Origin of the sequence: Novipirellula methanifontis, from assembly GCF_052161655.1 — a bacterium.
In the GTDB taxonomy this organism is placed as follows: domain Bacteria; phylum Planctomycetota; class Planctomycetia; order Pirellulales; family Pirellulaceae; genus Novipirellula.
In genome coordinates this window covers 8,740,426-8,767,268 of record NZ_CP197418.1, presented here as the reverse complement: position 1 = coordinate 8,767,268, position 26,843 = coordinate 8,740,426, and the positions used below count along the sequence as shown (strand labels likewise).

Sequence of the window (26,843 nt, the reverse complement as noted above, 5' to 3'; positions counted from 1 at the left end):
TTAGCGAATGCCGGTGAGTTGGTATTGAGAATCAGTCGCAACAAGAAGGAATTTAGTTGTTGGCCTGATTATTCGCAACCACTAAAGCGAAAAAGAATTGGCTGAAAATGCTGGTCGGAACGATTACAGGACGGCGGAAAAACAGCGTGTTTGTCGCCAAAATCTCCGCTTTGTTAGCGCAAAGGGAGAGGAAAGGCCCTCTATTTCAAGGCCGATCATCGCAAAAAAAACGGCCGGAATCACTTGCTCGTGACTCCGGCCGCTAGACGGCTAGACGGCTTGCAGCACTCCGTCTTCCATTTCCTTCTGCAATCGCTTTCGAGCGACGTGCAAACGACGCTTGATCGTTCCCACGGGAGCGTCAAATTCGTTGCTCATTTCGATCAACGACTTGCTGTGCAAGTAAAACGCCTTCAGTGTTTGACGATCCAAATCACCCAAACGATCGATGCTGTCGCGAACCGCAGCAGCTTGCTCGCGATCTTCGGCAAACGAATCGGGAGTCCCAACAGCGAAGCAAGTCGCTTCGAGCGTTTCCGGATCACAAGCGATTGCGGTTCGGTTTCGCGTCATGCGGTTGATCGCCATGCGGTGCACGATTTGGCGCAACCAGCCACCAAAGGCCTCGGGCACTCGCAATTGGTTGATCTTCTGCATCGCTTGGATGAAGACGTCCTGTGCAAGTTCCTCGGCTTCGTCGGCGTTGCGAACGCGTCGCATTGCGAGTGCGACGATTCCGCCTCGGTATCGCTCGAACAATTCGCCAAATGCATCTTGGTCACCGTCTTGTACGGCCAAAACCAGTTCGGCAACCGTAGCGGTGCTAAGGTTGGTCTTTACGTCAAGGAAGCTGTTTTCAGTGATGTTCATGTTTTCGGTCCTTCCGAAAATCAACCACGCACGGCAGCGATGTTATGCCATCGCAGAGGAAAGGTGGTTGTGGCTGGGCGACAACTTTGGTGTGGAAATGTCCACGCACCAAAGTGCAGCAAAGCCAAGGTTTGATTCGGTTCTGGGGCGTTTGATCAAAGAACAGAACGAAGACGCTCAAATTTCCTTAGTCAAACGAGGGAAACAATCGCCGGATCGCTTCGTGAATCGATCAAATTCATGTCAATGAAAGTGACGACTCGCGAAACCTCGCGGAGGTGTTACCAGCTTTGGCGGTCTCGAACCTCTGATGACAACGGCATGGCCGTGGGCATTTCGGGGCGCTGACCGGGTACGGAGAGAGGGCTTTAGCCTCTGCCAATACCGGCTGGATAATCCGCCGCTATGGCCACTTGCATGTGGCACAGCGGATTACCGGGTTTAAGTCCGCGTTTGGAGGCGAACCACATCAAGTCGTCTTGACTGAGATCACTCAGCCGTAACGTTGGTGTGGCCGTCAACCGACGCGTACCGGCGTAACACGGCATCCCCAGAAGCATCCGTCCTAGCCATGAATGGAGGGCAAATGCGACGACGGTCGATACGGCGCTACGGATCTCACGGACTTCGTTGACGACGAAGAAACGTGTGACGATTGCTGTGATCGATTGAATACGCATTTGAATCCTCCCGGCACCTTGAGGGTGCGGCGGCGGAGCAAAGGAAAAAAACAGAACAACTTGCCAGCAGAACTCTCTGCTGACCGTTACCTAGGTGAACAATACCCTCACCACGGGAGGAAATCCAGTTAGAAATCCTCCAGCGGCACGGAGCTTGTCCGTGGTAACGATGACTTAGACATCAACATCGACTGCAGGTTCACGGTTAAAATCGAAAAGTCTGGTTTTTCTAAAAAACTTTTGGTGGGGACAAATGTCCACGTTGCTAGCCGGAACGATCACAAAATTCCGTATGGCGGGCGGCGTCGTTCGCTCAGGAGCTGTTTCCGCAAAAAATGCGATCCTTGATCTTGCCTTCCCCCCCGCATGTCGGCTGTGTAGCCGTTTAGTCCATTCGCACGACGATTTTTGCCAATCTTGTCGGATCGCTTTGACGGCGACTGAAACCGAAATGAGGCGCGGCTGCCATCGCTGTGCATTCCCACTGGGCCGCCAAGAAATGCGGCTTGCCTCGCTGGAAAACCCAGGATTCGCAGCAGGGGAGCCTCGAATCGACGAACCCGGCACCGGGGACTTCGCCATCGAGCAATGTCCACAATGCAAGGAAAAAACGTTCCATTTTGAACGCGTCGTTGCGATGTGGCGTTACCACGATCTCGTTTGTGACGCTGTGGTTGCGGCCAAATACGTCAGCCAATCTCCGCTGGCCGACGCGCTCGGACGGCGACTCGGCAGCGTGCTGGCGGAGCAACTTGCTGGCGATCTCCCGACGTTGGTCACCTTTGTCCCCTCCTACTTCACCCGCCAATGGTCACGGGGCGGCATTGGGGTTCGCACGATCGCTACAGCCGCCGCTTCGACACTTGGTATTCCTTGTGTTCCGCTGCTGCGAGCATCCCGCCGGATCGCAAAACAAGCCTGGCTGGAAAATGAAGATCGTCTTCACAATGTTCGTGATGCGTTCGAAATCCGAAAACGATATGCTGTGCTCCGGTCGCCAGATTTGACGAATCAGCATATTTTATTGGTCGATGATGTTTTCACCACCGGAGCCACGTCCAACGAGGTAGCCGGAGTGCTGCGTCGGGCCGGAGCCCCCAAAGTGACGATCGGGGTTGTGGCCCGGGCCGTCCGAGCGGGGTGATGACTCTCGCCGTGCTGCGAGTTCCGTTCGTGGTAGCCGCAAGTTAAGTTACGTCCCATTTAACCATTCCCGACGGTCACGTCGGTACCCATAACTATCGACACGCATGCAACCCACTCATTCTGAATCGGAAACCATCGAAACGTTCAAGCCGACTCGTGCGGGAGGATTCCGCCGCGCCGTCCTTCGTGGACTGGGCGTCGTGCTTCCTCCGTTGTTGACGATTGCGGTACTCATTTGGGCATGGAGCACGATCGAAAGCTACGTCCTGGGGCCAATTGAATCGAGCATTCGATCCGCGATTGTTAAAGGCGTCAGTCACAGCAAAACGTTTTCTCAGGTGCCCAAGGGAGCAACGGCGACCGGGGCCCGACGGCTGGATGGATTTTCGTACAAAAACGAACGTTATGTCCCCGATCCCACCGGTCGACGCTTTTTGCCAGAGTACGTCGTTAAGGTGGTCAACGAAAATGCCGATCGTTTTGGACCGTACACGGCGGCCCCAGCCAGCGCGAATGCATTTTGGCACCGCTACGTCGAAATCGTATATATGCCACGCTCGGTCGTGGTCCCTGTGTTCCTGATCGTCTTTCTCACGGTGCTGTACTTTGTCGGACGGTTGTTCACGTTCGGGCTGGGGCATTGGTTTGTACGCTCGTTCGATGCTGCGATCTTGCGAATCCCGATCGTCAACAAAGTCTACGGCAGCGTAAAACAAGTCACCGATTTTGCCTTCAGCGAACGCGAGATCGAGTTCAATCGCGTGGTGGCGATCGAGTATCCGCGGCAAGGCGTCTGGTCGCTCGGGTTTGTCACCGGCAACAGCATGAAAGAGATCTCGTTGGCCACCGGCGAGCCGATGCTCAGCGTGTTGATGCCGACCAGTCCGATGCCGATGACGGGATTTACCGTGACTGTCAGACGCAGCGAAGCGATCGACTTGGATCTGACCATCGACGAAGCAATCCAGTTCGTCGTCAGCTGCGGCGTCGTTGTACCACCGCAACAGCGTTACGATGTGCCGGTTGCGGCACGAGCCGCTGCCGTGATCAAGCCCGCCGCGATCACTCAAGAGCGAAAATAAAGATCCCGTTTCGAGTAGCGCCGGTTCTCACCGGCCGTCCTTGACGGCTCGATGAAGTCGGCCGGTAGGAAATGGAATCGGCCGGTAGGAACCGGCCCTACGCTCTGTCAGCGTTTTAATATGCGACAGCTAAGCAGGTTATATAAGACACTCCACATAATGACCTGAGCCGACGGCGATAGCCGCGGGCTTAAGCAAATAACTTGGCGATCGGAATCCCATTGTCGGTGATCGGCACGGGGCGGTCGCCATCGTACAGATATTTGCTCGGGTCGATCCCCAGCGACGCGTGGATCGTCGCGAAAAAGTCGGGCACGCTGACGGGATCCTTGACGATCGATTGCGACAGTTCGTCGCTTTCGCCGTAGGCACCGCAGTGATTTAAACCGCCACCTGCCAATACACAGGTGAACGTTTTGCCTTGATGTCCTCGTCCGCCGCCGCCATCAAATTGAGGCGGACGACCAAACTCGCTGGTGATCACAATCAGCGTTTTATCGAGCATCTTGCGAGCTTCTAAATCGTGGATCAGCGTCGCCATCGCCACATCCAAATCTTGGATCAATTGGTGCTGGTTCACAATCCCAGCGTTATGGACATCCCAGCCTGTTCCGTTCACGAAGTTCAAGTTGTGCGAGACTTCGATGAAACGCACTCCTCGTTCGACTAGGCGACGTGCCAACAAACATCGCTGACCAAACTCGCCGCCATAACGATTGCGCAGTTCGTCCGATTCCTCATCCAACTTGAACACGCGATTGAACTCGGGGCCGCTTAGCTTCAACGTTTGCGACAGCGCGTCGTCATAGTCCCGGAGCTTCTTGTCGCCAGCAAAACGTTGTCGAGCGGCATCGCGAGTGGTCGCTAGAAACTGCTCGCGTCGCGATTGGCGATCCGATTCAATGCCGTAGGGATGCGACAACCCCGAAGGGCCTTTGGATGTATCGGTCAAGTACAAGTAGCCACTCGATGCGCCCAAGAATCCTGGGCCTCGAGAAACGTTCGGATAACCGACCAGTACGTACGGCGGTGCATCGTCGCTGACGGCCCCTAATTGATTCGCCACAATCGAACCAAGTGACGGATAGACCACCGTCCCCGTGACCGGTCGTCCGGTATGCATGCGGTTGGACGCGGCGGCATGTTCATCGATCACATCGTGGTGGACCGTGCGAACCGCAGTGACGCGGTCCATCAACGGTGCCAGCATCGGCAAATGTTCACAGACCTCGACGCCCTGGACCGCGGTCGGAATTGCGTCGTAGTAGGAACCAGGCTTTTTCGTTTTTGGATCTCCACGACGTTTGGGATCAAAGGTATCGATTTGCCCCATCCCGCCACCCAGCCAGATCGAGATCACATGCTCCGCTTTGCCAAGTGGCATCGGCGATGTTTGCTCTCTGCCGTACGCCGACAAAGCTGGCAAACAAGCGGCGCCCGCAGCCAGCGAGATTGCGTTACGGCGATTCAGTTTCATGCGATCGATTGTCATGGTCGTTTTTCAAATGGGAGATAGGCTTCCAGCCGACGTGGGATAGGCTTCCTAGCCTGTCATCGGAGTCGATGCCGACGGCTCAAAACTTTACGGGATCCAAACAAACTCGGGCGAATTGAACACGGACCACACCACGTCCTCGTACCGCTCACGCCAAGCGGGAACCAGTCGAGGGTCCGGCGGATCGCCTTGGAGTGCTCGTTGCTCTAATTCCATTTTAATGCTGTTGGCTTTCGCCGCTAAATGATTGGACCACGAAACCCGCCCCAACATTGGCGGGTAGACCGGCTCACTAATTTCATTCGCAGGAACCAATCGCGAATCAAATCCAGCGGCCAGCACCGGCTCGAACGCTTCACGTTCCGCCGCCGTCGGCATTCGCGTCAGAAAACGCAAGTAGATCGATTCGATCAGCGTTTGCGGACTTTGCGTCGTCACCGCCAGATCCGCCAACTCGCTGGCGTCGGTTGCGGAAGCGGTCCAAGAGGCAAACACGCCGTTGGCAATCGCGCCGGGTTGCAACACATTCGGCTCGACGTCCCGTTCGCTGATTGCCGATTGGCGAGACCCGGTCCATCCAAAAGCTTCGAGCACATCGACGACTGCCGTCGCTCGGGGGAACGCCAAACTTGGTCGGTCTCGTTCATTCGACAGCGTCGCGAACATCCAAGCACGCCGCGGTGTGCCCATGCTGACCATCGTCGTCGCGGGACGCCTGGCCTCGGGATCAAACGATAATTCCTCGACGTCCATCGGACGTCCTGAGCACGCGACCATCGAATCGACCACCTGCTCGGCCGTTAAACGGCGTCGATCGGGCGACGCAAAGAAGCGATGTTTCGGTTCAGCCATTCGGTTGTTTCCAACCGCTTGGCGTTGATACAGGTCCGAGTTCAATATCAAGCGAACGACATACTTCATGTCGTAGTCGTTTCGCACCAACTCATCAGCCAACCAGCCGAGCATCTGGGGATGGCTCGGCGTCGTGGAGTCCCAGTCATCGACAGGTTCGACGATGCCGGCCCCGATCAGTCGCTTCCAAAGTCGATTCACGATCACGCCGGCGAACCGCTGGTTCATCGGCGAGGTGATGGCGACCGCCAACCGCTCTCGCGTGTCCGACGGGTTTTGAACCAAATCATCGGGCGTGGCTGCCACATCGACGAATCGATCAAACGGCCACTCGGGAACAACAGGCTCTCCTGGCTTCAGCGTGACTTTGATCAACGATTCTCGGCCCGAGTTCTTTTCAAAGAAGCCCGGCGCAACCGTGCTGGTAGCAGGCACCGTCACTTTGCCTCGCGACATCATCGCGGCGAGCGAAAACAGATCACGCTGGGTCGTGTCATGGTAGGGCGAGTCGTGACAACGAGCACATTGCAAGTTCATTCCCATGAACGCGGATGCCATGATGATGCTGCGCGATGCCAATGGAGCGTCGTTTTCTGCGGCCATTCCAAAACCCGCAGTTCCTCCCTCACGCTGGCTGCCTCGTAACATCACTAATTCAGTGACCATCCGGTCAATCGGTTTGTTGTCACGCAGCGCCTCGTACAAGTACCAACGAAAGGGGCCCGTGTTATTGAGCGATGGCTTTAATAGATTCGGGTTCTCACCCAACACATCTTGCCAGTAGCTAATCCAGTGATCGGCCCATCGTGGATCGCGGAGCAATTGGTCAATCACTCGCGAGCGTTTATCCGTATCGTTGTCGGCAAAAAAGGTTCGCGATTCGGCTTCGGTCGGTGGAGTCCCTATCGTATCGAGATAAACGCGTCGCAAGAACGTTTCGTCTTCGATCGGCTTGCCAACAAGCAGCGCCGCGGGATCAATCGTTTCGTCCCAGCGGGCACCGAGTGAGACCCATTTTGTCAACAAATCGATGTCGTGTTTCGCCAGCGGTTTCGACGGTGGCATGCGTTCGCCCTCGTCGTCCGTGATCAAACGAGCGATCAATGGGCTCGCATGAGGATCACCGACAACGATCGCGGGCTCGCCCGAGTCACCGCCGGACAACAACGACGCTCGGCTGTCTAGCTTGAAGCCACCTTCGTCGGTTTCTCCGTGACACCGGAAACAGTTTTCTCGGAGGATCGGAAGCACCTCTTTTTGAAAGTCGATCGATCCATGACCGTCCGTTGTATCAATGCGAGGCGATTGCTGAGTTGATTTTGCTCGCGAAATTTTCGCTGCCAAGAAGTGATCAATGGAAGGGGATTCCCTCTGGCTGCGAGGGACGACGTGATTGCGACCGAACTGATGGCGTTGCTCCCAATATCCATCTTGGCTGCTGGCCATTTGCCGCCGAACGATGTCGTCAAATTGCTGCAGCGAAGCCTCGGTTTTGGCGATCTGCGCCAACACGTTTTTGTCCGTCAGTACGGCATCGCCCAAATTGTTTTCAGTGTCGGCCGCATTGCGTGCCGGACGCAGCAATTCGAAGTGCTCCGTACCCGGCGGCTGAACCGCGACCATCGTTTCCCCCGGTTCCGCTCGAAACGAAGGGCCACCCACTAACGTTTCAAATACCACGCGAACCGTTGTCGGTTTCTCGAATTCCACTTCGCCAAACGTTTCACTTAATCCGTAACCGACGATTCGCATCTCTGGGGCCGGTGGATCGGGAAGCGGATCGACAGGCTGATGACCATCGGTCGATCCGCTCATCGGTCCAAGTTTGGCAACGACATCACCGTCGATCCACAGTCGGCTTAGCCCGCGAGCACGAATCAGCATGCGGCTTTTGCCAGCGGCAAAGTGCACATCGGCTGCCGCACGTACCAACACGGCACTCTTCCACGTGTCGCGAATGCCCCATGTGTCATAGCGGTAGGGCAATCGGGGAATCAAAAATTGTTCGGCCTCCCAATTCGGAACGGTCGGTCGCGAGCCAGTGGCAAAGACAGGATCGACAAACGAATTGTCCGGCCAATCGCGATGAGAATCGGGTGACTCATCGAACGCTACGGTCACTTTTCCAGGAACCGTTTCTATCCTGGGCTCGGTTGCAACCACCGGTTCACGGGGTGTAGTGCGAAACCGCTTGGCCATCTCTTTGTCGGTTAACATGCCTCGATAAATACCCACAAAATCGAGCCAGCCACGAAAACTGTTTCCCGGGCTGCCGCCGATCGACGAACCTATCCAAATCGCGTCGTTATCGACGACAGGAGGCTGTTTGGTTTCGCCGCCCATGTCCCATCCGCCCTTGCTCGGCTTTCCGTCGATCCAGCCACGGATGCTGCTGGGATCACCAAAGCGGTACGACACTGCGATCGAATGCCATCCGTTGGCCGGTTTCAGACCCTCGATCGAGGTCCAGCGATGCCAGTGTGCACCGGTGGCTTTACCGGGTTGACGCGGAGTCGCAAACAGAAAACTGATGCAGACTTTTCCGTTCAGCTCACGCAGTCGCAATGCCCAATTTTGATTGTCCGGAGCAAACCCTTTAGCGTTGGTCCGTCCTTTGCCGATCACGTACACGTTTTGGTTGCTGCTGATCGCACCGACTTTGACACAGGCTTCCAAGGTGATCTCGTCGCCATTGTCAAAATCAAATTCGCTCTCATCACCCGAGTCGGGAAAGAAATAGCGAGAGCCGCTGCCGTCAAATCGAACCGACAGATTGGACGGATCAAAATCGGGGTATTGCGGTGGACGGGGCCCCAATTGATCGCGATACACGCTGCCGTAGGACTGCAGATTCGAAGTTTCCTCGCTGCCAAAATCCCAGCGAGCGGTTTCTGAAAGCTCCTTCGCATCAGCAATCGTGCTCAATCCACCAATCGCCCACAGCACGAGACACAGCCGCGCAACGGGAATTTTCAAAACGGATTTCCAATGCATCAAGAAGACTCCGAGAATCACGTTCGCAGTCATCCGATTTTTGATCCACTCAACTGAGGTCCAAAAACGACGGTGAACGAAGGAAGACAGGTAGGCGGGAATAAGATCTGCCGAGGCGGCATTAAAGATCATGTTAGGGCGCAGAAGCTCCGCAAGTATCATAAACCACACGGAGGGTAATTCGCAAATCCGTTCAAGAGGGGCCGAGCACAAAAGTCGAAATTGATGCAAAAAAGCTTGAGAAGAATAAATCCAACTCTATAGCCCTAAAATGCATGTCTATAGCCTTCGTCCAATTCGAAAACGAGCTTTTTGGGCGTCTCCATGCGTTCGGAACGCTTGCACTGGGCACCTCGCCTACCTAGTATTTGGCCTGCTCAAAATCGCCCGCCAACACAAATTCATACTTTCCGTCGCTGCGTTACTCGCGTGTCGCACGGAAATTCCCTGTTTTTCCCTCCGTTATATCCCACCTCCGATATGTCCAAGACTCTGCAAACTCGTTTGTTCTCGCTGCTGGCAACTGTTCTTTTCGCGACCGTGATCGTCGGTTGTGGTGGCTCTTCGGGGACCACTGACCTTGGTGATCTTCCTCCTGGAGCGAGCAACCAAGAGGAAGAAAGTGCGGCTCCGACCGCCGAGCCCGCAAAGAACGTTCCCGCAGACGAAGTTTGATCGCAAACACGACTTCCATTCTCAATCTGAAATTGCGTAGCGAAAGTCGCCAAGACTTTCGGCTTTCCACGCCTCACAATGCTTTGGGACGACTCGTTTCTCCGACCCTTCAGGTGTTAGTGCCTTGGAGGGACGCTGAGTGCACCTTTCAACTGTAGCAATCTCACGTCGATGAGGTTGCATTTTTTATTTTTGTTTTGGAGTGTTTATGATGTTCAAGTCAAATTCGCGGCTGCGCGGATTCACGCTGGTAGAGCTACTAGTGGTGATCGCCATTATCGGAGTCTTAGTCGGTTTGCTGTTACCAGCGGTCCAGGCCGCACGCGAAGCGGCCCGGCGTATGCAATGCAGCAACAACACAAAGCAATTGGGACTTGCGCTGCATAATTATCATTCGGCGTACCAGAGGTTCCCGATGGGAAGCGGTGGAACCGGTGAAAATACAACTGGCAGCGCGTCGCTCGCCGGGGACAACCAACGACGGCTCAGCGGACTGATCGCAATGTTGCCGTTCCTCGAGCAAACCGCTTTGTGGGAACGCTTCAGCAATCCAACCGACGGTTTTCCGGCGATGGGACCAACGCCAGGAACAAACGACGCTGCAATTAGCGGTCAGGTTTACACACCTCTGCGAACTCAAGTGGCGACGCTTCGCTGTCCTAGTGATCCGGCCGTTCATGCCGGCCAGGCCCAAACCAATTACGCCTTCTGTTATGGCGACGCGGGACGATTTGTTGGCGGAGCACCGCAGCATCATACCCGTTTCAACAACACCTACACCGGGGCCGCCGACCCAGGTTCCAAGCGAGGCTGTTTTGCTCGCATGTACCAGTATCGTTTCCGTGACATCTTGGATGGGACCAGCAACACGATTGCGATGGGCGAGATGGCGGTCACCCTGGATGAACGGCTCGTAATCGGCAACCAATACCAAGGCTCGGTGGACTATCACAAATTCCCGAATCTTTGCAAGTCGGGGCCTCACATCAGCCCCGATGATCCTCGCCATTACACCGGCGGAACGCTGTATCCGCGTGGTCGCCGCTGGGGTGAAGGTCACGTTGGTTACACCGGATTCAATACGATCCTGCCTCCTAATTCACCGTCATGTCGCCGCGATTCCGGCAGTGCGGCGGGTGGCATTTCGGGCGTCTTTTCGGCGGCTAGCCACCACCAAGGCGGCTGCCACGTGTTGATGGCCGACGGAGCGGTGAAGTTCATCACCGACTCGATCGAATCGGGCGATTCAACCAAAGCTTCGGTATCAACCACTGGCACCGGAACGGGCACAAGCTATGCCCGCGCCGGATCCAAAAGCCCGTACGGTGTATGGGGTGCTCTGGGCACACGTGGCTCCAAGGAAACCGAATCGCTTGAATAACGGCGAAACCGCCAATCGAGGTTAAACAAAAAACGCCGTTTGAAATTCAAACGGCGTTTTCGTGTTAACTGTGGCTTTAAAGTTTACAGCTTCAATAACGGTTCACCCGTCATTTCGGCCGGAATGGGCAAACCGAGCAACTCCAGCGCCGTCGGAGCGATGTCTGCCAAGCGGCCATCGGTCTTCAGCTTGCGGCCCTCGAGTCCCGGTTCGACCACGATCAGCGCAACATCGTAGGTCGTGTGTGCCGTGTGAGGCCCGCCGGTTACCGGATCAATCATTTGTTCGCAATTGCCATGGTCGGCAGTCACGATCAACGAACCTCCTTTTTTCAAGGTCGCTTCGACGACTTGCCCGACACATTCGTCGACGGTTTCGACTGCCGTGATCGCCGCCGCCAACACTCCGGTGTGTCCGACCATGTCGCCGTTGGCATAGTTGACGATCAACAAATCCGCGACTCCCGATTCGATCTCTTTGAGCACTTTTTCGGTGATCTCGTGAGCCGACATTTCGGGAGCTTGATCGTAAGTGGATACGGTGCGAGTGGACGGCGCCATTTCACGCTCTTCGTGCGAAAACGGCTCGTCACGGTAATCGTTAAAGAAGAACGTCACGTGAGGATACTTTTCGGTTTCCGCACAACGGAACTGGTTCAACCCAAGCGAACAGATGTACTCACCAAGAATGTTCGGCATCTTCGCTCGCTTTTCAAAGATAACTTTGACTGGCAGCCCGGTTTGATACGCGGTCATAGTGGCGTAGTAAAGATTGTCGATCTTGGCGCCACGATCGAAACCGCCTCCTTCGATGTTCTTCCATTGCTCGTCATCAAACGTAAACGCCTTGGTGATTTCGCGTGTTCGGTCACCGCGATAGTTAAAGAAGATGACCGCATCGCCATCTTTCACGAGCGTTGGTTTGCCATTGTGCAGGATCGAGGTGGCGGAAATAAATTCGTCACCGGTGCGGCTCGATTCGATCGGATGATCATAGTAACGCTGGATCGCTTCGCCGGCAGACTCGGCTGTGTTATCCGCTCCCTTGGTCATCATGTCGTAGGTCGCTTGCACGCGTTCCCAACGCAAATCGCGGTCCATCGCATAGAAGCGTCCGATCACGGTGGCGATATGGCCGACGCCTTTTTCTTTCATCGCCGCTTCGATTTTTTCAACGTACGCCTTGCCTCCAGTCGGCGAGGTGTCACGTCCATCGGTGATCGCGTGCACGGCAAACTTTTCGGAATCGAGCCCCGAGCGACGAACGAGTTCGACGATCGCGATCGCGTGATCCAAATCGCTGTGCACGCGTCCATCGGACATCAAGCCGAGCAGATGCAGCGTGCCGCCCGTTTTCTTGACATGCTCGATCGATCCGAGCAGCACTTCGTTATTGAAAAACGATTCGTCACGAATCGCACGCGTGATTCGCATCACTTCCTGGTCCACAATTCGGCCTGCGCCAATGTTTTGATGGCCCACTTCGCTATTGCCCATCACGCCAGCGGGTAGTCCGACGTCCTCGCCCGAGGTGTGGATCAGGACGTTAGGGTATTTGGCCATCAACTCATCGGCGACCGGAGTCTTGGCCAGGTGAATCGCGTTGGCATGGTTCCATTCGGGGTACGGGTTTTCGCCCCATCCATCGCGGACGATCAAAACAACAGGTTTTCGGCGAACTTCGGTCAAGGCTCTCTCGCTTATTCAGAAAGGTGGTTTTTGATAGACGCATTTTTGATAGACGCAGGGCGAATCTCTCTCGTTTTAGCCAACCCAAGCGAAATTCGGAACCTCGTGTCCGCTTCGAAGTTCTCGCGAGGTCGGGTAATCTACCGCTACAGTCATCTCGGGTTCCCTAAATGACACGCCCAACACACTCGCCCCCCCCTTCGAACATTGATCCTGTATGAGTCTTTTGCGTTTTGACGCATCCCGAGCTTTTTCTGCCGATTTTGGGCACGACGAGACACAGTACGGGAAAACGTTACGTGAGGCCGATTCGCTCCGCCCCGAAATCCTGGAAATGCCGTTTTTTCAGCTGCCAGCCCAGCAATTGGCGGACTATGTGGCAATTCGCGAGGAATCCGAAGTCGGCCGCATCTTCAAAATCGCCAACTCGATTCACGACAAAATGGATGCCGTCGTCGTGCTGGGGTCTGACGCCGCCACGGCCGGTCCGATCGCGCTGCGAGATGCGTGTTGCGACCCGTACCATAATGAGCTGTGCCGAGCCGGTCGCGGCAGTCGGCCGCGGATGTATTTTGTTGGCAATCATCTCGATAGCGATTCGATCGGAGCGTTGTTGAACCGTCTTCGCAGTGGCGGCTACGGCGAAACCGCTCCCGAGACTCGCTGGGCACTCGTGGTGATCGACCCGAGTGGACAAACTCGCGAAACGTCGGTCGTTCTGCCGCATTTCATTGCCGCACTAAAAGCATCGCTACAGCGGTCGCCAGGTGAGTCACTGGGCGATTACCTGATTCCGATCACGGGCGAATCGGGACCGCTTCGTGAATTTGCACTCGCCAACGGGTGCCGCGAAATTTATGACCAACCCGCTCAAATCGCCGAATCCCACAGCATCTTTACGGCCGCCGGTTTGATGCCGGCCGCCATGTTGGCGTTGGATTGCATGAAGCTGCTCGAGGGAGCGGTGGCGATGAACGAGCACTTCAAAACCGCCGCCCCCGAAGAGAATTGGGTGATGCAGTACGTCGCGGCGAGCAAGGGAGCGAACCCCACGTCCCGGATCATTTGCCTGTGGACCGAAGCCCTGGCCTCGGTCGCTCATTGGTACACCCAAATCGTGGACGAACCGCTCGCCAGCACCGTCGTTTCCCACCCCAGCGGACTGCTTCGCCAGTTGGAATCGTCCGAATCGCTGCCGGATGCCCCTTCGCTGCCGGAACACCGACCCGTGATTCATCACTGGTCGACCGCCAAGTGGCGAATGGACCCGTTGTCGTCGCCGAAATTCATGCATGACGGCGAACAGGGGGAATTTCCCGATGAGCAACCGGTCGCCACGATCCCGCATCTGTTGGCGGACATGATCGCCACGTCCTGCGAAGCGGTCCATCAACGGGGCTACCGGACGACCACCTTCGACTTGCCACATATCGACACATTCACGCTGGGACAGTTATTTCAGATGTTGATGATTTCGACGGCGATTGAAACCGGTTGTAGGAAAATCGCCGCGTCTGCCGTATAACTTGCCATCCCCTGATTCCTCGTTTTTTGCCCAAATCTATGTCTGCGATTGACCAACTTTTTACTCAGCTGCGCGCATCCAAGAAGAAGGCGTTGATGCCGTTTATCACCGCCGGTGATCCCTCGATCGAAACGACCGAGGCGGTGCTTCGCAATCTCTCCGCTGCCGGAGCGGATCTATGCGAAGTCGGCGTCCCCTACAGCGACCCAATCGCCGACGGCCCCGTGATCCAGGCATCCTATCAACGAGCCCTCGATCAAGGATTCCGCTTGCAGAGCGTTTTCGATCTGGGAAAACGAGTTGCTCGTGACGTAACGATGCCGCGAGTCACGATGGTCAGTTATTCGATCATTCATCGCGTGGGAACCGAAGCGTATGTCAAAAAAGCGATCGAGGCAGGCTATGCCGGCGCCATCGTTCCCGATCTGTTGGTCGAAGAAGCTGAAGCGTTTTCGAAGATCTGCAAAGACGCGGATTTCAATTTGATCCAGCTCGTCACGCCGACGACCCCCCGAGAACGGCAAGTGCGGATCGCCAATTCGTCGTCTGGGTTTCTGTACTACGTCTCGGTCACCGGAATCACGGGCGAGCGAGTGAAGCTTCCGCCGGATCTACAAGAGAGTGTTCAGTGGTTGCGTGGTGAGACTGACCTGCCTATCTGTATCGGTTTTGGAATTAGTGGCCCCGAGACGGCAGCCACATTGGCCCCAGTCGCCGACGGATTGATCGTGGGATCCGCTATCGTACGCCGGATCGCCGAATCCAACGGTACCGAGGACGCGGTCAAGAAGGTCAGCGAGTTTGTGGGCGAGTTGCGAACGGCCATCGACGCCGCGTAATGCCCACGCTGCTGAAATCTCGAGGTGATGTTTTTGTGTTAACCGGCACGACCGTTACAAGCGGATGGGTTTCCCAGTCGGCACTGCTTTTCTAATCGGAAAAGTACCCGGAAACAGCGAAGTTTACTCAAGTGGTGTGGTACGTTTTTTTGGCCCACCACACACCATCGCTGTTACGAGAGTCTTTGCTACAGCTCGCCACTGTTGCAATCCCAATGACTCTTCCAACCAAAACGGGACATCACTTCAATGACCAAAACCGTCACTGCCAATCCAGCGGAAGATAAGAACATCGTCACACTTGATCGTCGTAGCAAGCGAGACGAACGACGCCAAGGCAATCCGGAAGCGGTCGATACCAACGTGATGGCCAAGCCTCGTCGCAAAACACAGCGTCGTCGCCACATCGACCCGACCACTTGCGAACGCGATTACAACGATCAAGAAATCGAATTCATGCAAGCCATGGACGATTACAAACGTTCGGCCGGGCGGATGTTCCCAACCTGCAGCGAAGTCTTGGAAGTCATTCGTGCTCTCGGCTATGTCAAACTGAACGCCGATCAACGCGAAGAGTTGTGCATCGACGAACAGGGCAGTGACTACTACGACGCCGATGCGAATCTCGAGGACGAACTCGAAGACGAAATCGCCGACGCCTAGTCGGTAAGGACCGAACGGGAAATTAATGTCATGGATCGCTCCGCGGTCCAATTTTAACGTAGCTGCCGTCGCCAGACGGCGGAAATCCACGCTCTGGCGAGCGTAGCTACCGACAGCAATAAACAGCTCGTTTCGAGCGATCAACGACAATCAAAACAAACAACAGCCTGGGTGGCGGTCGCGGTACAATCCGCGTTCCCCTTTCCAGGCTGTTTTCGGTTTCTCAAGGTCGCTTGTGCGTATTGTCATCAAAGGCCTCGCCTATCTGTGGGCGTCACCCTACACAATTGCTGGCATCGCAATCGGGTTAATCCTGGGTGGACGATTCCAGCGAGTCGACGGGGTGATCGAAATCCACGGACCACGGATCGCCTGGCTCCTCCGTCGCATGCTTGTGCCTGCACAAGCCTTGACGCTGGGACACGTCGTGTTTGGGCAAGACGAATCGGCACTCGATTTCACGCGGCTGCACGAACGAGTCCATGTGCGTCAATTCGAACGCTGGGGGCCGCTGTTTGTTCCGGTGTACCTGCTATTCTCGCTGTACCTTTTCTTACGTGGTCGCGATGGCTATCGCGAGAATCCGTTTGAGATCGAAGCCTACGACGCCGAAGAGAGAGTGTGAGGCGGTTGCATTTCACCTCCCCAAAGCTTGCTTTGGGGAGGTCAGAACGAGCGGAGCAAGTTCTGGGTGGGGCCTCGCAGTGTTAGAGAAAGCCACGTACCAGTTCAACGTCACCAGCCCTTGTGCGGAAATCTCGCTATAGGCTCGATTTCCGACCCTCCCGACGCAAGCTGGGCGGGTAAACCAGACTCACCTCCCCTTTGGGGAGGTCAGAGATGGCGGTAGCCAGCTCTGGGTGGGGCTCGCGGTGTTAGCAGTGGGACGTACCAGTTCAGAGTCACCAACCCTCCCCGGAAATCTCGCTGAAGGCTCGATTTCCGACCCTCCCGACGCAAGCTGGGAGGGTAAGAAAAACTGTCGCTCCGCGACAAACCGTTGATTACGTCCGTCGGTGCGGCACCTGCACCCACCGCCCACTCACCCCAGCAATCTCGCGATTGGGGTGCCGTCGCTGTAACGGATCGGACGGCCGATCGAGGTGTTGATTTCGTGCGTCGGATCGACGCCGAGTCCTTTCAGTACGGTGGCGTATAGTTCCGCGACGGTGATCGGATCTTCCGGCGTCTCGCGTTCTCCGGTCGGGTCCGTCGCTCCGATCCGCACGCCGCTTCGCAAACCGCCGCCACCGAGCAAGCATGAGAATCCATGCGGCCAATGATCGCGTCCGTCTGCCCCATTGATCTTGGGCGTACGGCCGAACTCACCCAGACATAACACTACGGTCGAGCTCAGCAAGTCTCGCTCGTGTAAATCATTCATCAGTGCCGCGAAGGCGGGGTCGAGTACGGCAGCAAGTTCGTCGTGCTGGCCAAAGTTATCATTGTGAGTGTCAAAGTTTTGCAACGTCACCTCGATCGCTCGCACACCTTGTTGGACCAATCGACGCGCGACTAAACATCCTCGGCCAAAGTTCGAATCGCCATAGTTCGCTAAGGTCGATGCGGATTCCTCGTTCAGCTCGAACGCTTTCAATTGATCCGAAGTCATCATCGTCAACGCGGCATCGACGTTTGCAGAGTGCATGGTGCGATCCACTACCGATTTGCGTCCGCGTGAAAAGGCGTCGGCAACCACATCCAAGTGCGACAATCGCTGTTGTTGACGCGGCGCCGCTAACCAAGCTCGCAAGTCCTCGTTAGAAGATCCTGGCTCACGCACTCGCAAGGCGTCGAAGCGGCCTCCTAAAAACCCGCCTCGCGAAAGGTGATCGTCGTAGCCCAGCGAAATGACCGGCGGAATTTCCAGCGGTTCATAGGGCAACGCGTGTGCGACGATCGCGCCCACTGACGGATGACGAAGAGTCGGATCAGGACGGAAGCCTGTTTTGACCAAATACGAAGCCCGGTCATGGTCCCCTTCCTTTGAAACCAGCGAACGGATCACCGACAAGTGATGCATCTGGTCCGCCAACCGTGGAAACGAACTGGCAATTTGCACCTCGGGTAGCGACGTCGATATCGCCTGCGTGGGGCCGCCGATCCGAGTCGTCGGGTGCGGATCCCATGTCTCCAATTGACTCGGTCCGCCGGACAACCACAGCGTGATCAGCGATCGCGGTCGCTCGCCTCCACGTCGTTCGGCCGCCCGCAAATCCATTCCTGGCAATGCAAACGAGACTCCTAATCCGGTGGCCCAGTGAAGCAGATCGCGTCGACTTAGAGGAATGGGTGATGCCATGGCTTAATGATTCCAACAAAACTCGGCCGAGTTAAACAATGTCCAATAAATGTCTTCGCACGCACGGGATCGCACTTTCCGATTGCCCTCGAGTTCAGGCAAGAAATGAGCCTTCTCTTCGGCGGACGGATGCCGCGTTAAACAGGCCAAATAGCAGTAATCCAAACACGCTTCGGGGGTACTACTGATTGCCGAGATCCGGCCCACTGCCGAGAACAGCGTCGCCTCGCTTTGTTGGCGAGTTTCATTGCCACTGAGTCGCTGGACTGTGTGCGGAATCGTACTCGCCTGGGCGTCTTCGGCGTCGCCCGCAATGCCATACTCGTTGACAAAACGTGATTGACGTTGCCAGCGGCGAATCGACGCCACAGGGGGCAGCTGCTCGGGGGACAGAGTACTGACCGACGACGCCTGCTGCATCGAACGAATCATCTGGTGCGGTCCAAGTTCGGTCAGCGGGAAAACGGCCCACGACGCTTCTAGCAAGTCGGCGGTCTTGTCTTCGCCAAGTCCGGGATGAGTCGACGCGAGGCGGAAGGGACGCGTTTTGACAATCACGTGGATCAGACGTCTCAGGTCGTCACCGTGATCGATCAAATCATCGGCCAGGATGTCCAAAACATCCAAATCATCGGGATCATCTGAGGTTCCTGGATCTGGTAGATCATCGACCGGCGAAATAAACGGCCTTCCTAGCATCAATCCCCAAACTCGGTTGGCGATCGCTCGGCGAAAGCGACGATTCTCAGGGTGGATGACCCAGCTCGCTAGTGACTCACGCTGATGCTTTTGATCCGAGGCCATGAGGGCATCGAAGGGCATTTCCGCAGCGATCGTTCGAGACTGTTCTGCTCGATCGTCCTGAATGACGAACGGTCGTGGTCGCGTGTCTTGAACGCGATTGCGTTGGAATTGGACGTCGCCGAAATAGGCGGCGAGGCCTTCAAATTGTGATTGTTCCCACGACGCAAAGGGATGATCGTGGCATTGCGCACAATCAATGCGTTGCCCTAAGAACGCACGCGATGTGCGGGCCGCTAATCGCTCGGCAGCTTGATCACCGAGTGCCAATTCGGAGGCAACAAACGTGGTTGCCGGATGGTCCGCAAACACGCCGCGACCGGCGATCATCGCGCTGGCGATTTCGTCATAGCCCGTCCCCTGTTGGATCGATTCACCTAACCAACGCCTAAAGCGTTCGCGTTGATGTGGCTTCAGTTCCTCGGATACCGGATCGATAAAGGCATCGCCCAACCGTGCGGCAAAGTATTCGCTGAAACGCGAATCGGCAATCAATCGCGTCGTCCATCGCGCCAGCCGATCGGGCGATGTGTCGGACTCGAATTCGCGGATCTCTTCGAGCGATGGCGAGCTTCCTACCAACGCGAGCGTCAGACGCCTTAGCACTTGCAGGTCTTCTGCGTCTGCGGCAGGGCTGATCGACGAATCAGCCCACTGTTTGTCAAGCACCGCGTCGATACGATCCACTGCCGCCGTGTCGTCGCTCACCGAAGCGTGCTTCGGCAGCGTCATCACCCCAGGCGAGACGGCTTTCCAGCCAACCATGCCGACGATCGACATCATCACGATCGTCGTTGGCCAAATGGGGTGTTGAGTTCGCATTACGTTAATTCGCAGAGCAACCTAGTGCTTCGTCCATATTCGTTTTGGGGGTAGTGGATCTTGCTAAAGATCCAGCAGCATGAAAATCTTCAAAAAGATGCTCTACAGCCATGCTTCATTCTTAATTGGGGCAACGATGATTAAACAGCATCAAGATGGAATTGTTTCGATGAAATTGGATCGCGTTACCCAAGAGGATTCGCCATCGAACGAATGTTCTTGTGTAGACCATCATGAATATCTCGCAATATTCGGAGATCACAACCTTTTTGCTCTGAAACCTTCCGAGGGGCGAAGCGTCAGCCATCCCCGCAGCATTCCGCCGCCAACCATTTTGCTTCCAACCTACCCCTGCGGAACTTGGCACGCACGGGATGGTTTAAAGTTGTTTGACACTCTCTCCGTTGCCCCTCACTCTAATACCGAACCGGCTTTTCATGTCGCGGCCCCTCCTGAATGACTGTGCCCCGAGCTCAACGGATTTCCCGTTGGATGAGCCACCGGACGTATTGCCGGGCGAACCAGAGGCTCGATCGCCCGTTGTCACCGTCTGCGAACTTGAGCGATTTCCCCCGGTGCCTTCGATTCGCAGCCATCCCTTCGCCGCGATCGCATGGTTGATCCGAGCATGTGTGGCGATCGTCTGCGCCGTCGTGTTGCTCGCCATCGGGGCCACGATTCCAATCATCAATGTGTACGTACTTGGCTATCTGATGGAGATCCAGGGCCAAGTTGCACGGACGGGGAAATTTCGGTCTGCGTTTTTGATGCTGCCGCTGGCGCTTCGACTGGGGATCATCGCACTGGCCGTCGCGTTATGGTTGCTGCCGATCGAGTTGCTTGCGGCGCTGCAGCGTGACATTCACGTTTTGGCCCCCGGAAGTGCAAACGATTGGCTGATCGCGATAACGCTCGGGATCGCAGGTGTCGTGATCGCGGCACACTTGGCTTTGGCGATTGCCGGTGGCGGCCGGTGGTGGCAATTCCTGCGTCCCATTCACAATATTCGGCAACAGCTCGACCGTCACTCTCGTGTTCGGTTTTGGCAACAAGCCAACCACCAGATCAATGAGTTTGTGTCGGCACTTTCGTTCGTCCGGCTATTGCGACTGGGCGTGCTCGCGTACGCCGCAGCCTACCTGTGGCTTGGCATCGCTGCGGTATTGTTCACGTTGCTCGACGATGTGACGATCCGTTGGCAATGGTTTGGGTTTGCGGCGGGATGTTTGATGTTGACCGTGGTTTTGATGTGGTTGCCGTTTCTGATGGCCCATGTTGCCGCCGAGCGACGGATCGGGGCAATGTTCGAAATGGGGACGGTCTACAAGTTATCCGTCCGCACGCCTCTGTGTTGGTCGACGTCGACCGCATTTTTGATGGCCAGTTCGGTTTTAACGATGCTGTACACCGCACTGGTTAAAAACGTCATGCCACCCCACGTTTTTCGCTGGGATTTGATGGCGGTGTTTCTTGTCACAATCATCCCCGCCCGTTTGCTTGTTGGGCGAGCGTATCATCGTGCAACGACCCGACCGTCAACGTCAACGCATTGGGGGCTCAGGATATGGCAGTGGAGCAACATTGCAGCCCTAAGCGTGGGGATGGGGTATTATGTCTACTTTTTGTACTTGGCTCAAACCGGGGGCGAATTGGGGCAGAACGCAGTCTGGCAATTCCCCAGCGTGCTGCAGCCATTCCCTAGATAGATGCTATCAATCAGATCGTACGAGCCCGTTTAAACTTTCCGCTACGTGCTAGCAATCGAGATTAGAAATCGTTGGGTTTGCGGTTGTCGTTGGGGTCGCGTTTTTTGTAGGGTCGATGACTGTCGCTGCAATTAATGCTTGTTTCGTTGCGGACGGATCCGTCGAAACACATCGTAATAGTTCAAGAACCCTCGCGAGGCCCCGATGCTCTCTCGCTCATCGAAATGGATTTCATTCTCACTAGTCGCAACGGCGATGGGAGTGATGGGATGTCGTTCGCAAATGCCGGCGGGGAATTTATTTCAGGTCACTAAACACGACTCGATGGATTTGCCGGAGATCGAATCTCCTCGACAACGCCTCTCTTCGACGAAGCCACGTGTCGGATCGGATCCTGCGGAATCGCGTGCGATTGCCGCGAGTTCTAAAGAAGCAAATCCTCATACTGCTTCTGCGATGCAGCGGGATGAGGACGAGTCGATTCCACGATCAGTGGCAAAAAGCCGGTCGAGAAAAATGGATCCGGCCACTGCCGAACGTCTCGCCAAATTGACGCAATCGGCTTACTCAAAAACAAAGTCTCCGGCCAAACCAAACGACGAAGCGACGCATTCCGTCGCCAAACGCTCGCCATCGGAATCCCAACGTGCCGCCGGCACCCCGTCAGACGTCAACGCGAATTTGTCGGACGAAGAAGTGATGGAGGCTTTTGCCGACACTTCGCCTGAGGTCAAAGAGCAAGCGCTTCGCCAACTTATTGCGGTACTCTCACGAAGCGCCGAGTCGACGTCACAACCGGAGACGCTCGACGCAGCGATACAAGCATCGCTGAAACACGATTATGAATTGCCTGCGGCAAAGAACGAGACCTCTGCGGACCCCGTCAACCGACTGGCGAGTCACACCAGCTCGCAAGGCGACTCGCAGGTCCCAGCCGATACCAAGCCGCAAGAAAAATCAAAGGTGGTCATCACCTACGGAGACGAAGCGAAGCCTGAATCGAGCAGCCAGAACGCAGTCGCCAAGACAGCCTCCACCGCCGCAGCAGTGGACCTAGAAGACGCGGTCGTTGAATCGATTTCTGATGTTGCCAACACCCAACCAAGCAAAAACGACGGAGCCATCAAGCCGGTGTCGGCAACGGCTTCGAGTGAAGATCCGCTGAAGGTCGCCACCGCAGCCATGCAGTCACCGGCATCGTTGCCAACAGGTGTCGCCTCGGTATCGAACGTCGATCAGATCTCAGACCAATTGCTTTACGAGACATTGCTGAAACGCGTAGCGACATCCACCCCAGGCGAATCCGATGCCGACAGGTCGCGACGGATCATTACCGCACGCCACTTGATGGTGTTGGCGGGCAATCCCGATAGAGCGGTCGAAAAGTTCGAAGGGATGACCGACAAAGAACAAGAATATCTGCGTCATCAACTGCTCGGGTTATGGACGATGGTCGACCCCGATGGGCATCCGGTACAAAGCCGACGCTTTAGTTCCGCGCTACCGCAATTGCGTGAAGCCACCAAGTACTTGGCCGCCGCCACCGATACGCTCGAAGTTCGTTCGTTGGCGTTTTGCACCGAGATCCTTGCCTATGGCCAAATCAAGCCATTCACCAACAACCGCTTCCAAGCGGGCCAACAAGTCATTTTGTATTGCGAAGTTGAAAACTTTATTGCCCGTAAAATCGACAGCGGTTTTCAAACGCATCTGCAAGGCAGCTACGACATTCTCGATGCCGACAATCAAAAAGTCGCCAGCCAATTACTGCCTGCCGATCAACAGACCTCCAGCAATTACCTGCGAGATTATTTCATCGCCTACCAGATGCATCTGCCGCAACAATTGCCTGCAGGAAACTATCGCTTGCAGCTAACGATGGAAGACGTCGAAGGCAAGAAGTACGGCCAAACGAGCATCCCGTTTGAGATCAATAAATAGCGGATCGTGACACTGCTTGTTGATTTAATCAAAACGCAAATCGCAGTGGTGAGCCGTGGGCCGTAAGGCACCGGGTAATACGCGGGAAAAGGCCGCTCAGGCACAAGCGGCTCATAATATCAACGAGCCGACATCGAAACCGAACGTTCGGAAGTGTTCTTAGAAGTGCCGGATGGCACGGCAGTATGTAGCCTGGGGCGTGAGCCCTGCTGATTACCCAATTTTTAATGTTCAGCTGAGACGGGCGGTCCGAAGGATCGCCATGCCAACGCGAAGTCCATCATTCGGCGAGTTCCGCGCCAAATCGTTTCCATCCCCGGTGGCCCATCATGTTTGCGTCGATTGTAGCCACCTAACTGAGCAAGCATCGGGATGAACTGCGAGAGTTCTGGGGCTGATTTGGGTGGTTCGGTTTCCTCAACGATTTTCCATACCGACTTCCACTCCGCTTCGCTGAACACGACATCACTGGGCAACTCAGGGCATTCTCGTCCAAGGAACGTGACAAACAGGATCCGCCACGCGACCACTTTGTAAAACATCAACGCGCGAATCAATCTGCTTTTCGTTTCCAGCATGATGTCCTCGACGCGGCAGCCCGATTTGTAGACTCTGAAAAACATTTCCACTGGCCACCGCGCAACGTAGTAATCCACGATTCGCAGAACATCCTGGTAGTCGTCAATCGGAAGTGAACTCAACAGCAGCCAGTTCAGATCGGTTCCGTCGCCCGGACCGCCGACCTCTTGCACAAGTACCACGCTGAGCGTCACTTCGGGAAGAGCCGATCTTGCATGGGGAGGTTTTACTTTTGTGCGAATCGCCCGGATTTCCAGAGTGGCTGTTCGGGCGGCGCGCTTCGCGGTGGCCGGTAGTTCGATCTGCCGCGTCGTGACGAGGTTAGAGTTTTCGACTTCCTCGCGCATCTTCTTGTAGGTATTGCCGCCCGCTTGTTCGTCTTTTTCAGGCAAGCTGCGGACTTGTTTGCTACGGATGACGAAGTCCGCAGGGCATTCGTGTTTTTCAGCTTCGACGAAGATGTCATAGATGTCACCTTCGCGGTCAGCCAACGAAACAATTTGCGTCTGGGGGCACTGGGATGCCAACTGGCAGCAACGCCGATAGCCTTGGAGCCATCGAAAACTTTCCTTGTCTTCGATGGGATCTGTCTTTCGCTCTGCTGCATTGCCCAAGCTCTCTTCGCTACGATCAAAGAAGTCGACATCGAGCACTCCCAGGCATAATTTTTCAGGGGTAAAGACAACGGAGCTATGGTCGTAGAGCCCTCTCCTTTCTGCTTGATTGAGGCAACGCACATCGTCGGGGGCGTGATTGCCAAAGTCCAATTCGGTCGTGTCTTGGGCCACGCAGACAACCTTCTGAAACTTGATTCGCTGAATTGTCGCTCGCCGGTGAGCGCTGAGAATCTCGTCGCTATCGACCTGCGAGTTTTGCAGGAACCGATAGGCTCCTTTGGCATCCTTCCATTTGTCGCAGGCTGCGTTGATACTCTCTTGAGGGTTGGCGAAGAGTGCCTTGAGAATCGCTTTGGATCGATCGTTTCGGCTTTTGTGCCCGAAGTCGATTGTGTTAAATTCTTGTTCAATGGTGGTCGGAATCGCATTCATCAATTGATCTCCTATCGCGTTAAAATAGGAAATAAATGGCGCAAATCGCGTGCCAAAACAGAGCTGATGTTGGAGAAGATTAAAAAACTATTGGGTAATCAGCAGGGCGTGAGCCCCAGGTTTATCGGCACGAAACGTCACCAAAGCCCCGGAGGGGCGGCAGCGATCGACAGTTTCGTTTTCTGTCGCCCCTCCGGGGCTTTGTGCTGCATTCTCTCCGTTTTCCTGGGGCTCACGCCCAATGGCACTCACTTTGCGATAATTTTGGTTTTGTGTTCGGATCAGCCTAGTGCTCCATTTGCAAATCTGCCAGCAGTGATGTCTCCTTCATTGAGAGATACCGATGCTTGTTGCAAGTAAAAAAACCCTGATTTCCCGGTCCGAACTCACTACGGCGATTCGTTCGCTCAACGGGTTCTTCAGCGACGGGCTGATTGACGCTATCCAGCCAACTGGGCCGGCAACCGTCTACACCACCTCCGTGACGCTCTGGATGATGGTGATGCAGCGGTTAGCTAGCGGATCAACCCTCTGTGGGATCGTGAAGGACTTCATTGCCAATCGGCCAGCCTTCTGTCCAGAGAATCGAAGGCTCAGTGAGGGAACCTTGTCGCAGTCCTCCGGCGCCTACGCTGGAGCACGCAATCGAATCGATCTGGAAACGGTCCACTATTTCTATCAGCAGGTTCTCGACTCTTTCACTGAGAGACCCGGACCATTGCAGTTCCGTCCCCGGCAGACCTTCCTACTCGACGGCACCACGATCACGCTTTCACCGACCGACGAGCTGCGAAAAGCATATCCGCCGGCCAGCAACCAACACGGCGAAACCGTCTGGCCGATCATGTTATTCTTCGTCGCTCACGACCTACAAAACGGAACAGCCATGTTGCCCGAAGTGGGAAAAATGTACGGTGGCAAAGGTGACAGCGAAGCTTTGTTAGCCAAGCGTATTTTCAAACGACTTCCACGCGAGTCGATCGTGATGGCCGATGCCGGGCTGGGGATCTTTCAAGTGGCTTACCATTGTCTCCAAGAGAAGCATGACTTCCTTTTCCGATTAACCACACAACGCTTCGAATCACTAATCAAGAAAGCTGAATTGGTCGAAAAACGCTGGAAAAAGCGAGTTTGGAAGCTTCAATGGGAGCCTACGGCGAAGGATCGCAAAGGTTGTCCTGGAATCAAAAAAGGCGAAGTGCTGAACGTTTTGATTCATGAAATCGAGATTGGTGAGAACGGCGAAAAACTCTACTTGGTCACATCGCTGAGCGAAGATTCGGAGAGTTTGGCGGACCGTTACCGATGTCGCTACGACGTGGAGACGGACATCAAAGAAATCAAGGTGATGATGAACACCGAGAACATTCGGGCGCAAAGCGAAGACATGGTTTTAAAAGAGCTATACACATCGCTGATCGCCTACAATCTGTTGGTTCAGTTCCGTCGTCAGGCTGCCTCGCTTTCAGGCGTGGCTCCCCGCCGGTTGAGCTTCACCGAAGTGCTCAATACCTACAACAGTTTCCTGCGGATTGACTTGTCGATCCTGCCGACGGAGGAAGGCATCAAGCGATTCGAGCAAGCGTTGGCGATGGCCAGCACGTGCAAAATCCCGAATCGTCCCGGTCGCAGTTACAAACGAGCGGCCCACCCTCGCCGCCAAAAAACAACGAAGGAACAGAAGGCAGCTCGAAAGAAAAGCAACACGAAGATCAATGAAAACCCGCCAGAAACCTAAAGTGAGTGCCATTGG

20 protein-coding genes are annotated in these 26,843 nt (G+C 55.3%); 12 read left to right on the top strand and 8 right to left on the bottom strand.

The window, feature by feature from the left end; genetic code table 11:
* Positions 1–270: 270 nt before the first annotated feature.
* Together SH528x_RS31240 and SH528x_RS31235 are read right to left on the bottom strand one after the other, a co-directional pair.
* Positions 271–870 carry an RNA polymerase sigma factor gene (locus SH528x_RS31240; RefSeq protein ID WP_442507334.1) on the bottom strand — a complete coding sequence of 200 codons (600 nt, stop codon included), beginning with the start codon at positions 868–870 and terminating at the stop codon, positions 271–273.
* Positions 871–1,238: 368 nt separating this feature from the next.
* A complete protein-coding gene (locus tag SH528x_RS31235; protein ID WP_442507333.1) occupies positions 1,239–1,550 on the bottom strand; it encodes a hypothetical protein in 312 nt (103 codons plus the stop codon).
* A gap of 253 nt (positions 1,551–1,803) precedes the next feature.
* Between SH528x_RS31235 and SH528x_RS31230 the strand changes: the two genes are divergently transcribed.
* Positions 1,804–2,694: a ComF family protein gene (locus tag SH528x_RS31230; RefSeq protein WP_442507332.1), complete on the top strand. Its 891-nt coding sequence runs from the start codon at positions 1,804–1,806 to the stop codon at positions 2,692–2,694.
* A gap of 106 nt (positions 2,695–2,800) precedes the next feature.
* Positions 2,801–3,778, top strand: a complete 978-nt coding sequence (locus SH528x_RS31225; RefSeq protein WP_442507331.1) for a DUF502 domain-containing protein — start codon at positions 2,801–2,803, stop codon at positions 3,776–3,778.
* A 190-nt stretch (positions 3,779–3,968) separates the two neighbouring features.
* On the opposite strand, the gene SH528x_RS31220 is transcribed toward SH528x_RS31225, so the two are convergent.
* Both SH528x_RS31220 and SH528x_RS31215 read right to left on the bottom strand, forming a co-directional pair.
* Complete coding sequence (locus SH528x_RS31220; protein WP_442512214.1) at positions 3,969–5,255, bottom strand: DUF1501 domain-containing protein; 1,287 nt, start codon at positions 5,253–5,255, stop codon at positions 3,969–3,971.
* Positions 5,256–5,360: 105 nt separating this feature from the next.
* Positions 5,361–9,119, bottom strand: coding sequence for a DUF1553 domain-containing protein (locus tag SH528x_RS31215; RefSeq protein ID WP_442507330.1), 3,759 nt, complete (start codon positions 9,117–9,119; stop codon positions 5,361–5,363).
* 480 nt (positions 9,120–9,599) lie between these two features.
* On the opposite strand from SH528x_RS31215, the gene SH528x_RS31210 reads away from it, so the two are divergent.
* Together SH528x_RS31210 and SH528x_RS31205 are read left to right on the top strand one after the other, a co-directional pair.
* Positions 9,600–9,794, top strand: coding sequence for a hypothetical protein (locus SH528x_RS31210; RefSeq protein WP_442507329.1), 195 nt, complete (start codon positions 9,600–9,602; stop codon positions 9,792–9,794).
* Positions 9,795–10,002: 208 nt separating this feature from the next.
* A complete protein-coding gene (locus tag SH528x_RS31205; RefSeq protein WP_442507328.1) occupies positions 10,003–11,175 on the top strand; it encodes a DUF1559 family PulG-like putative transporter in 1,173 nt (390 codons plus the stop codon).
* 83 nt (positions 11,176–11,258) lie between these two features.
* Here SH528x_RS31205 and gpmI read toward each other — a convergent pair whose 3' ends face one another.
* A complete protein-coding gene (gpmI, locus tag SH528x_RS31200; RefSeq protein ID WP_442507327.1) occupies positions 11,259–12,863 on the bottom strand; it encodes a 2,3-bisphosphoglycerate-independent phosphoglycerate mutase in 1,605 nt (534 codons plus the stop codon).
* Between the two features lie 217 nt (positions 12,864–13,080).
* On the opposite strand from gpmI, the gene SH528x_RS31195 reads away from it, so the two are divergent.
* From SH528x_RS31195 to SH528x_RS31180, 4 genes are all read left to right on the top strand, one after another.
* The gene (locus tag SH528x_RS31195; protein ID WP_442507326.1) at positions 13,081–14,388 is read left to right on the top strand and encodes a glucose-6-phosphate isomerase; all 1,308 of its coding nucleotides are present in this window, start codon (positions 13,081–13,083) and stop codon (positions 14,386–14,388) included.
* 38 nt (positions 14,389–14,426) lie between these two features.
* Positions 14,427–15,227, top strand: coding sequence for a tryptophan synthase subunit alpha (gene trpA / locus SH528x_RS31190; RefSeq protein WP_442507325.1), 801 nt, complete (start codon positions 14,427–14,429; stop codon positions 15,225–15,227).
* Between the two features lie 249 nt (positions 15,228–15,476).
* Complete coding sequence (locus SH528x_RS31185; protein ID WP_442507324.1) at positions 15,477–15,890, top strand: hypothetical protein; 414 nt, start codon at positions 15,477–15,479, stop codon at positions 15,888–15,890.
* A gap of 235 nt (positions 15,891–16,125) precedes the next feature.
* Complete coding sequence (locus SH528x_RS31180; protein ID WP_442507323.1) at positions 16,126–16,515, top strand: hypothetical protein; 390 nt, start codon at positions 16,126–16,128, stop codon at positions 16,513–16,515.
* A 417-nt stretch (positions 16,516–16,932) separates the two neighbouring features.
* Here SH528x_RS31180 and SH528x_RS31175 read toward each other — a convergent pair whose 3' ends face one another.
* Positions 16,933–18,192 (bottom strand): DUF1501 domain-containing protein, encoded by a 1,260-nt coding sequence (locus tag SH528x_RS31175; RefSeq protein WP_442507322.1) that lies wholly within the window; start codon positions 18,190–18,192, stop codon positions 16,933–16,935.
* Between the two features lie 3 nt (positions 18,193–18,195).
* Complete coding sequence (locus tag SH528x_RS31170) at positions 18,196–19,815, bottom strand: DUF1549 domain-containing protein (protein ID WP_442507321.1); 1,620 nt, start codon at positions 19,813–19,815, stop codon at positions 18,196–18,198.
* 79 nt (positions 19,816–19,894) lie between these two features.
* Between SH528x_RS31170 and SH528x_RS31165 the strand changes: the two genes are divergently transcribed.
* The 3 genes from SH528x_RS31165 to SH528x_RS31155 all read left to right on the top strand — a co-directional run bounded on the left by SH528x_RS31165 (position 19,895) and on the right by SH528x_RS31155 (position 23,462).
* Positions 19,895–20,275, top strand: a complete 381-nt coding sequence (locus SH528x_RS31165) for a hypothetical protein (RefSeq protein WP_442507320.1) — start codon at positions 19,895–19,897, stop codon at positions 20,273–20,275.
* A 28-nt stretch (positions 20,276–20,303) separates the two neighbouring features.
* Positions 20,304–21,521 (top strand): hypothetical protein, encoded by a 1,218-nt coding sequence (locus SH528x_RS31160; protein ID WP_442507319.1) that lies wholly within the window; start codon positions 20,304–20,306, stop codon positions 21,519–21,521.
* A gap of 204 nt (positions 21,522–21,725) precedes the next feature.
* Positions 21,726–23,462, top strand: a complete 1,737-nt coding sequence (locus SH528x_RS31155; RefSeq protein ID WP_442507318.1) for a hypothetical protein — start codon at positions 21,726–21,728, stop codon at positions 23,460–23,462.
* Between the two features lie 224 nt (positions 23,463–23,686).
* Here SH528x_RS31155 and SH528x_RS31150 read toward each other — a convergent pair whose 3' ends face one another.
* Entirely contained in the window at positions 23,687–25,090 is a 1,404-nt protein-coding gene (locus SH528x_RS31150; protein WP_442506785.1) for an IS4 family transposase, read from the bottom strand.
* Positions 25,091–25,433: 343 nt separating this feature from the next.
* Between SH528x_RS31150 and SH528x_RS31145 the strand changes: the two genes are divergently transcribed.
* Positions 25,434–26,828: an IS4 family transposase gene (locus tag SH528x_RS31145; protein WP_442507317.1), complete on the top strand. Its 1,395-nt coding sequence runs from the start codon at positions 25,434–25,436 to the stop codon at positions 26,826–26,828.
* Positions 26,829–26,843: the final 15 nt, after the last annotated feature.

Bases quoted from the DNA above. Each gene is read 5' to 3' on its own strand.
- SH528x_RS31240 (WP_442507334.1), bottom strand. From the start codon at position 870: ATGAACATCACTGAAAACAGCTTCCTTGACGTAAAGACCAACCTTAGC.
- SH528x_RS31235 (WP_442507333.1), bottom strand. From the start codon at position 1,550: ATGCGTATTCAATCGATCACAGCAATCGTCACACGTTTCTTCGTCGTC.
- SH528x_RS31230 (WP_442507332.1), top strand. From the start codon at position 1,804: ATGTCCACGTTGCTAGCCGGAACGATCACAAAATTCCGTATGGCGGGC.
- SH528x_RS31225 (WP_442507331.1), top strand. From the start codon at position 2,801: ATGCAACCCACTCATTCTGAATCGGAAACCATCGAAACGTTCAAGCCG.
- SH528x_RS31220 (WP_442512214.1), bottom strand. From the start codon at position 5,255: ATGAAACTGAATCGCCGTAACGCAATCTCGCTGGCTGCGGGCGCCGCT.
- SH528x_RS31215 (WP_442507330.1), bottom strand. From the start codon at position 9,119: ATGCATTGGAAATCCGTTTTGAAAATTCCCGTTGCGCGGCTGTGTCTC.
- SH528x_RS31210 (WP_442507329.1), top strand. From the start codon at position 9,600: ATGTCCAAGACTCTGCAAACTCGTTTGTTCTCGCTGCTGGCAACTGTT.
- SH528x_RS31205 (WP_442507328.1), top strand. From the start codon at position 10,003: ATGATGTTCAAGTCAAATTCGCGGCTGCGCGGATTCACGCTGGTAGAG.
- SH528x_RS31195 (WP_442507326.1), top strand. From the start codon at position 13,081: ATGAGTCTTTTGCGTTTTGACGCATCCCGAGCTTTTTCTGCCGATTTT.
- trpA (WP_442507325.1), top strand. From the start codon at position 14,427: ATGTCTGCGATTGACCAACTTTTTACTCAGCTGCGCGCATCCAAGAAG.
- SH528x_RS31185 (WP_442507324.1), top strand. From the start codon at position 15,477: ATGACCAAAACCGTCACTGCCAATCCAGCGGAAGATAAGAACATCGTC.
- SH528x_RS31175 (WP_442507322.1), bottom strand. From the start codon at position 18,192: ATGGCATCACCCATTCCTCTAAGTCGACGCGATCTGCTTCACTGGGCC.
- SH528x_RS31170 (WP_442507321.1), bottom strand. From the start codon at position 19,815: ATGCGAACTCAACACCCCATTTGGCCAACGACGATCGTGATGATGTCG.
- SH528x_RS31165 (WP_442507320.1), top strand. From the start codon at position 19,895: ATGAAAATCTTCAAAAAGATGCTCTACAGCCATGCTTCATTCTTAATT.
- SH528x_RS31155 (WP_442507318.1), top strand. From the start codon at position 21,726: ATGCTCTCTCGCTCATCGAAATGGATTTCATTCTCACTAGTCGCAACG.
- SH528x_RS31150 (WP_442506785.1), bottom strand. From the start codon at position 25,090: ATGAATGCGATTCCGACCACCATTGAACAAGAATTTAACACAATCGAC.
- SH528x_RS31145 (WP_442507317.1), top strand. From the start codon at position 25,434: ATGCTTGTTGCAAGTAAAAAAACCCTGATTTCCCGGTCCGAACTCACT.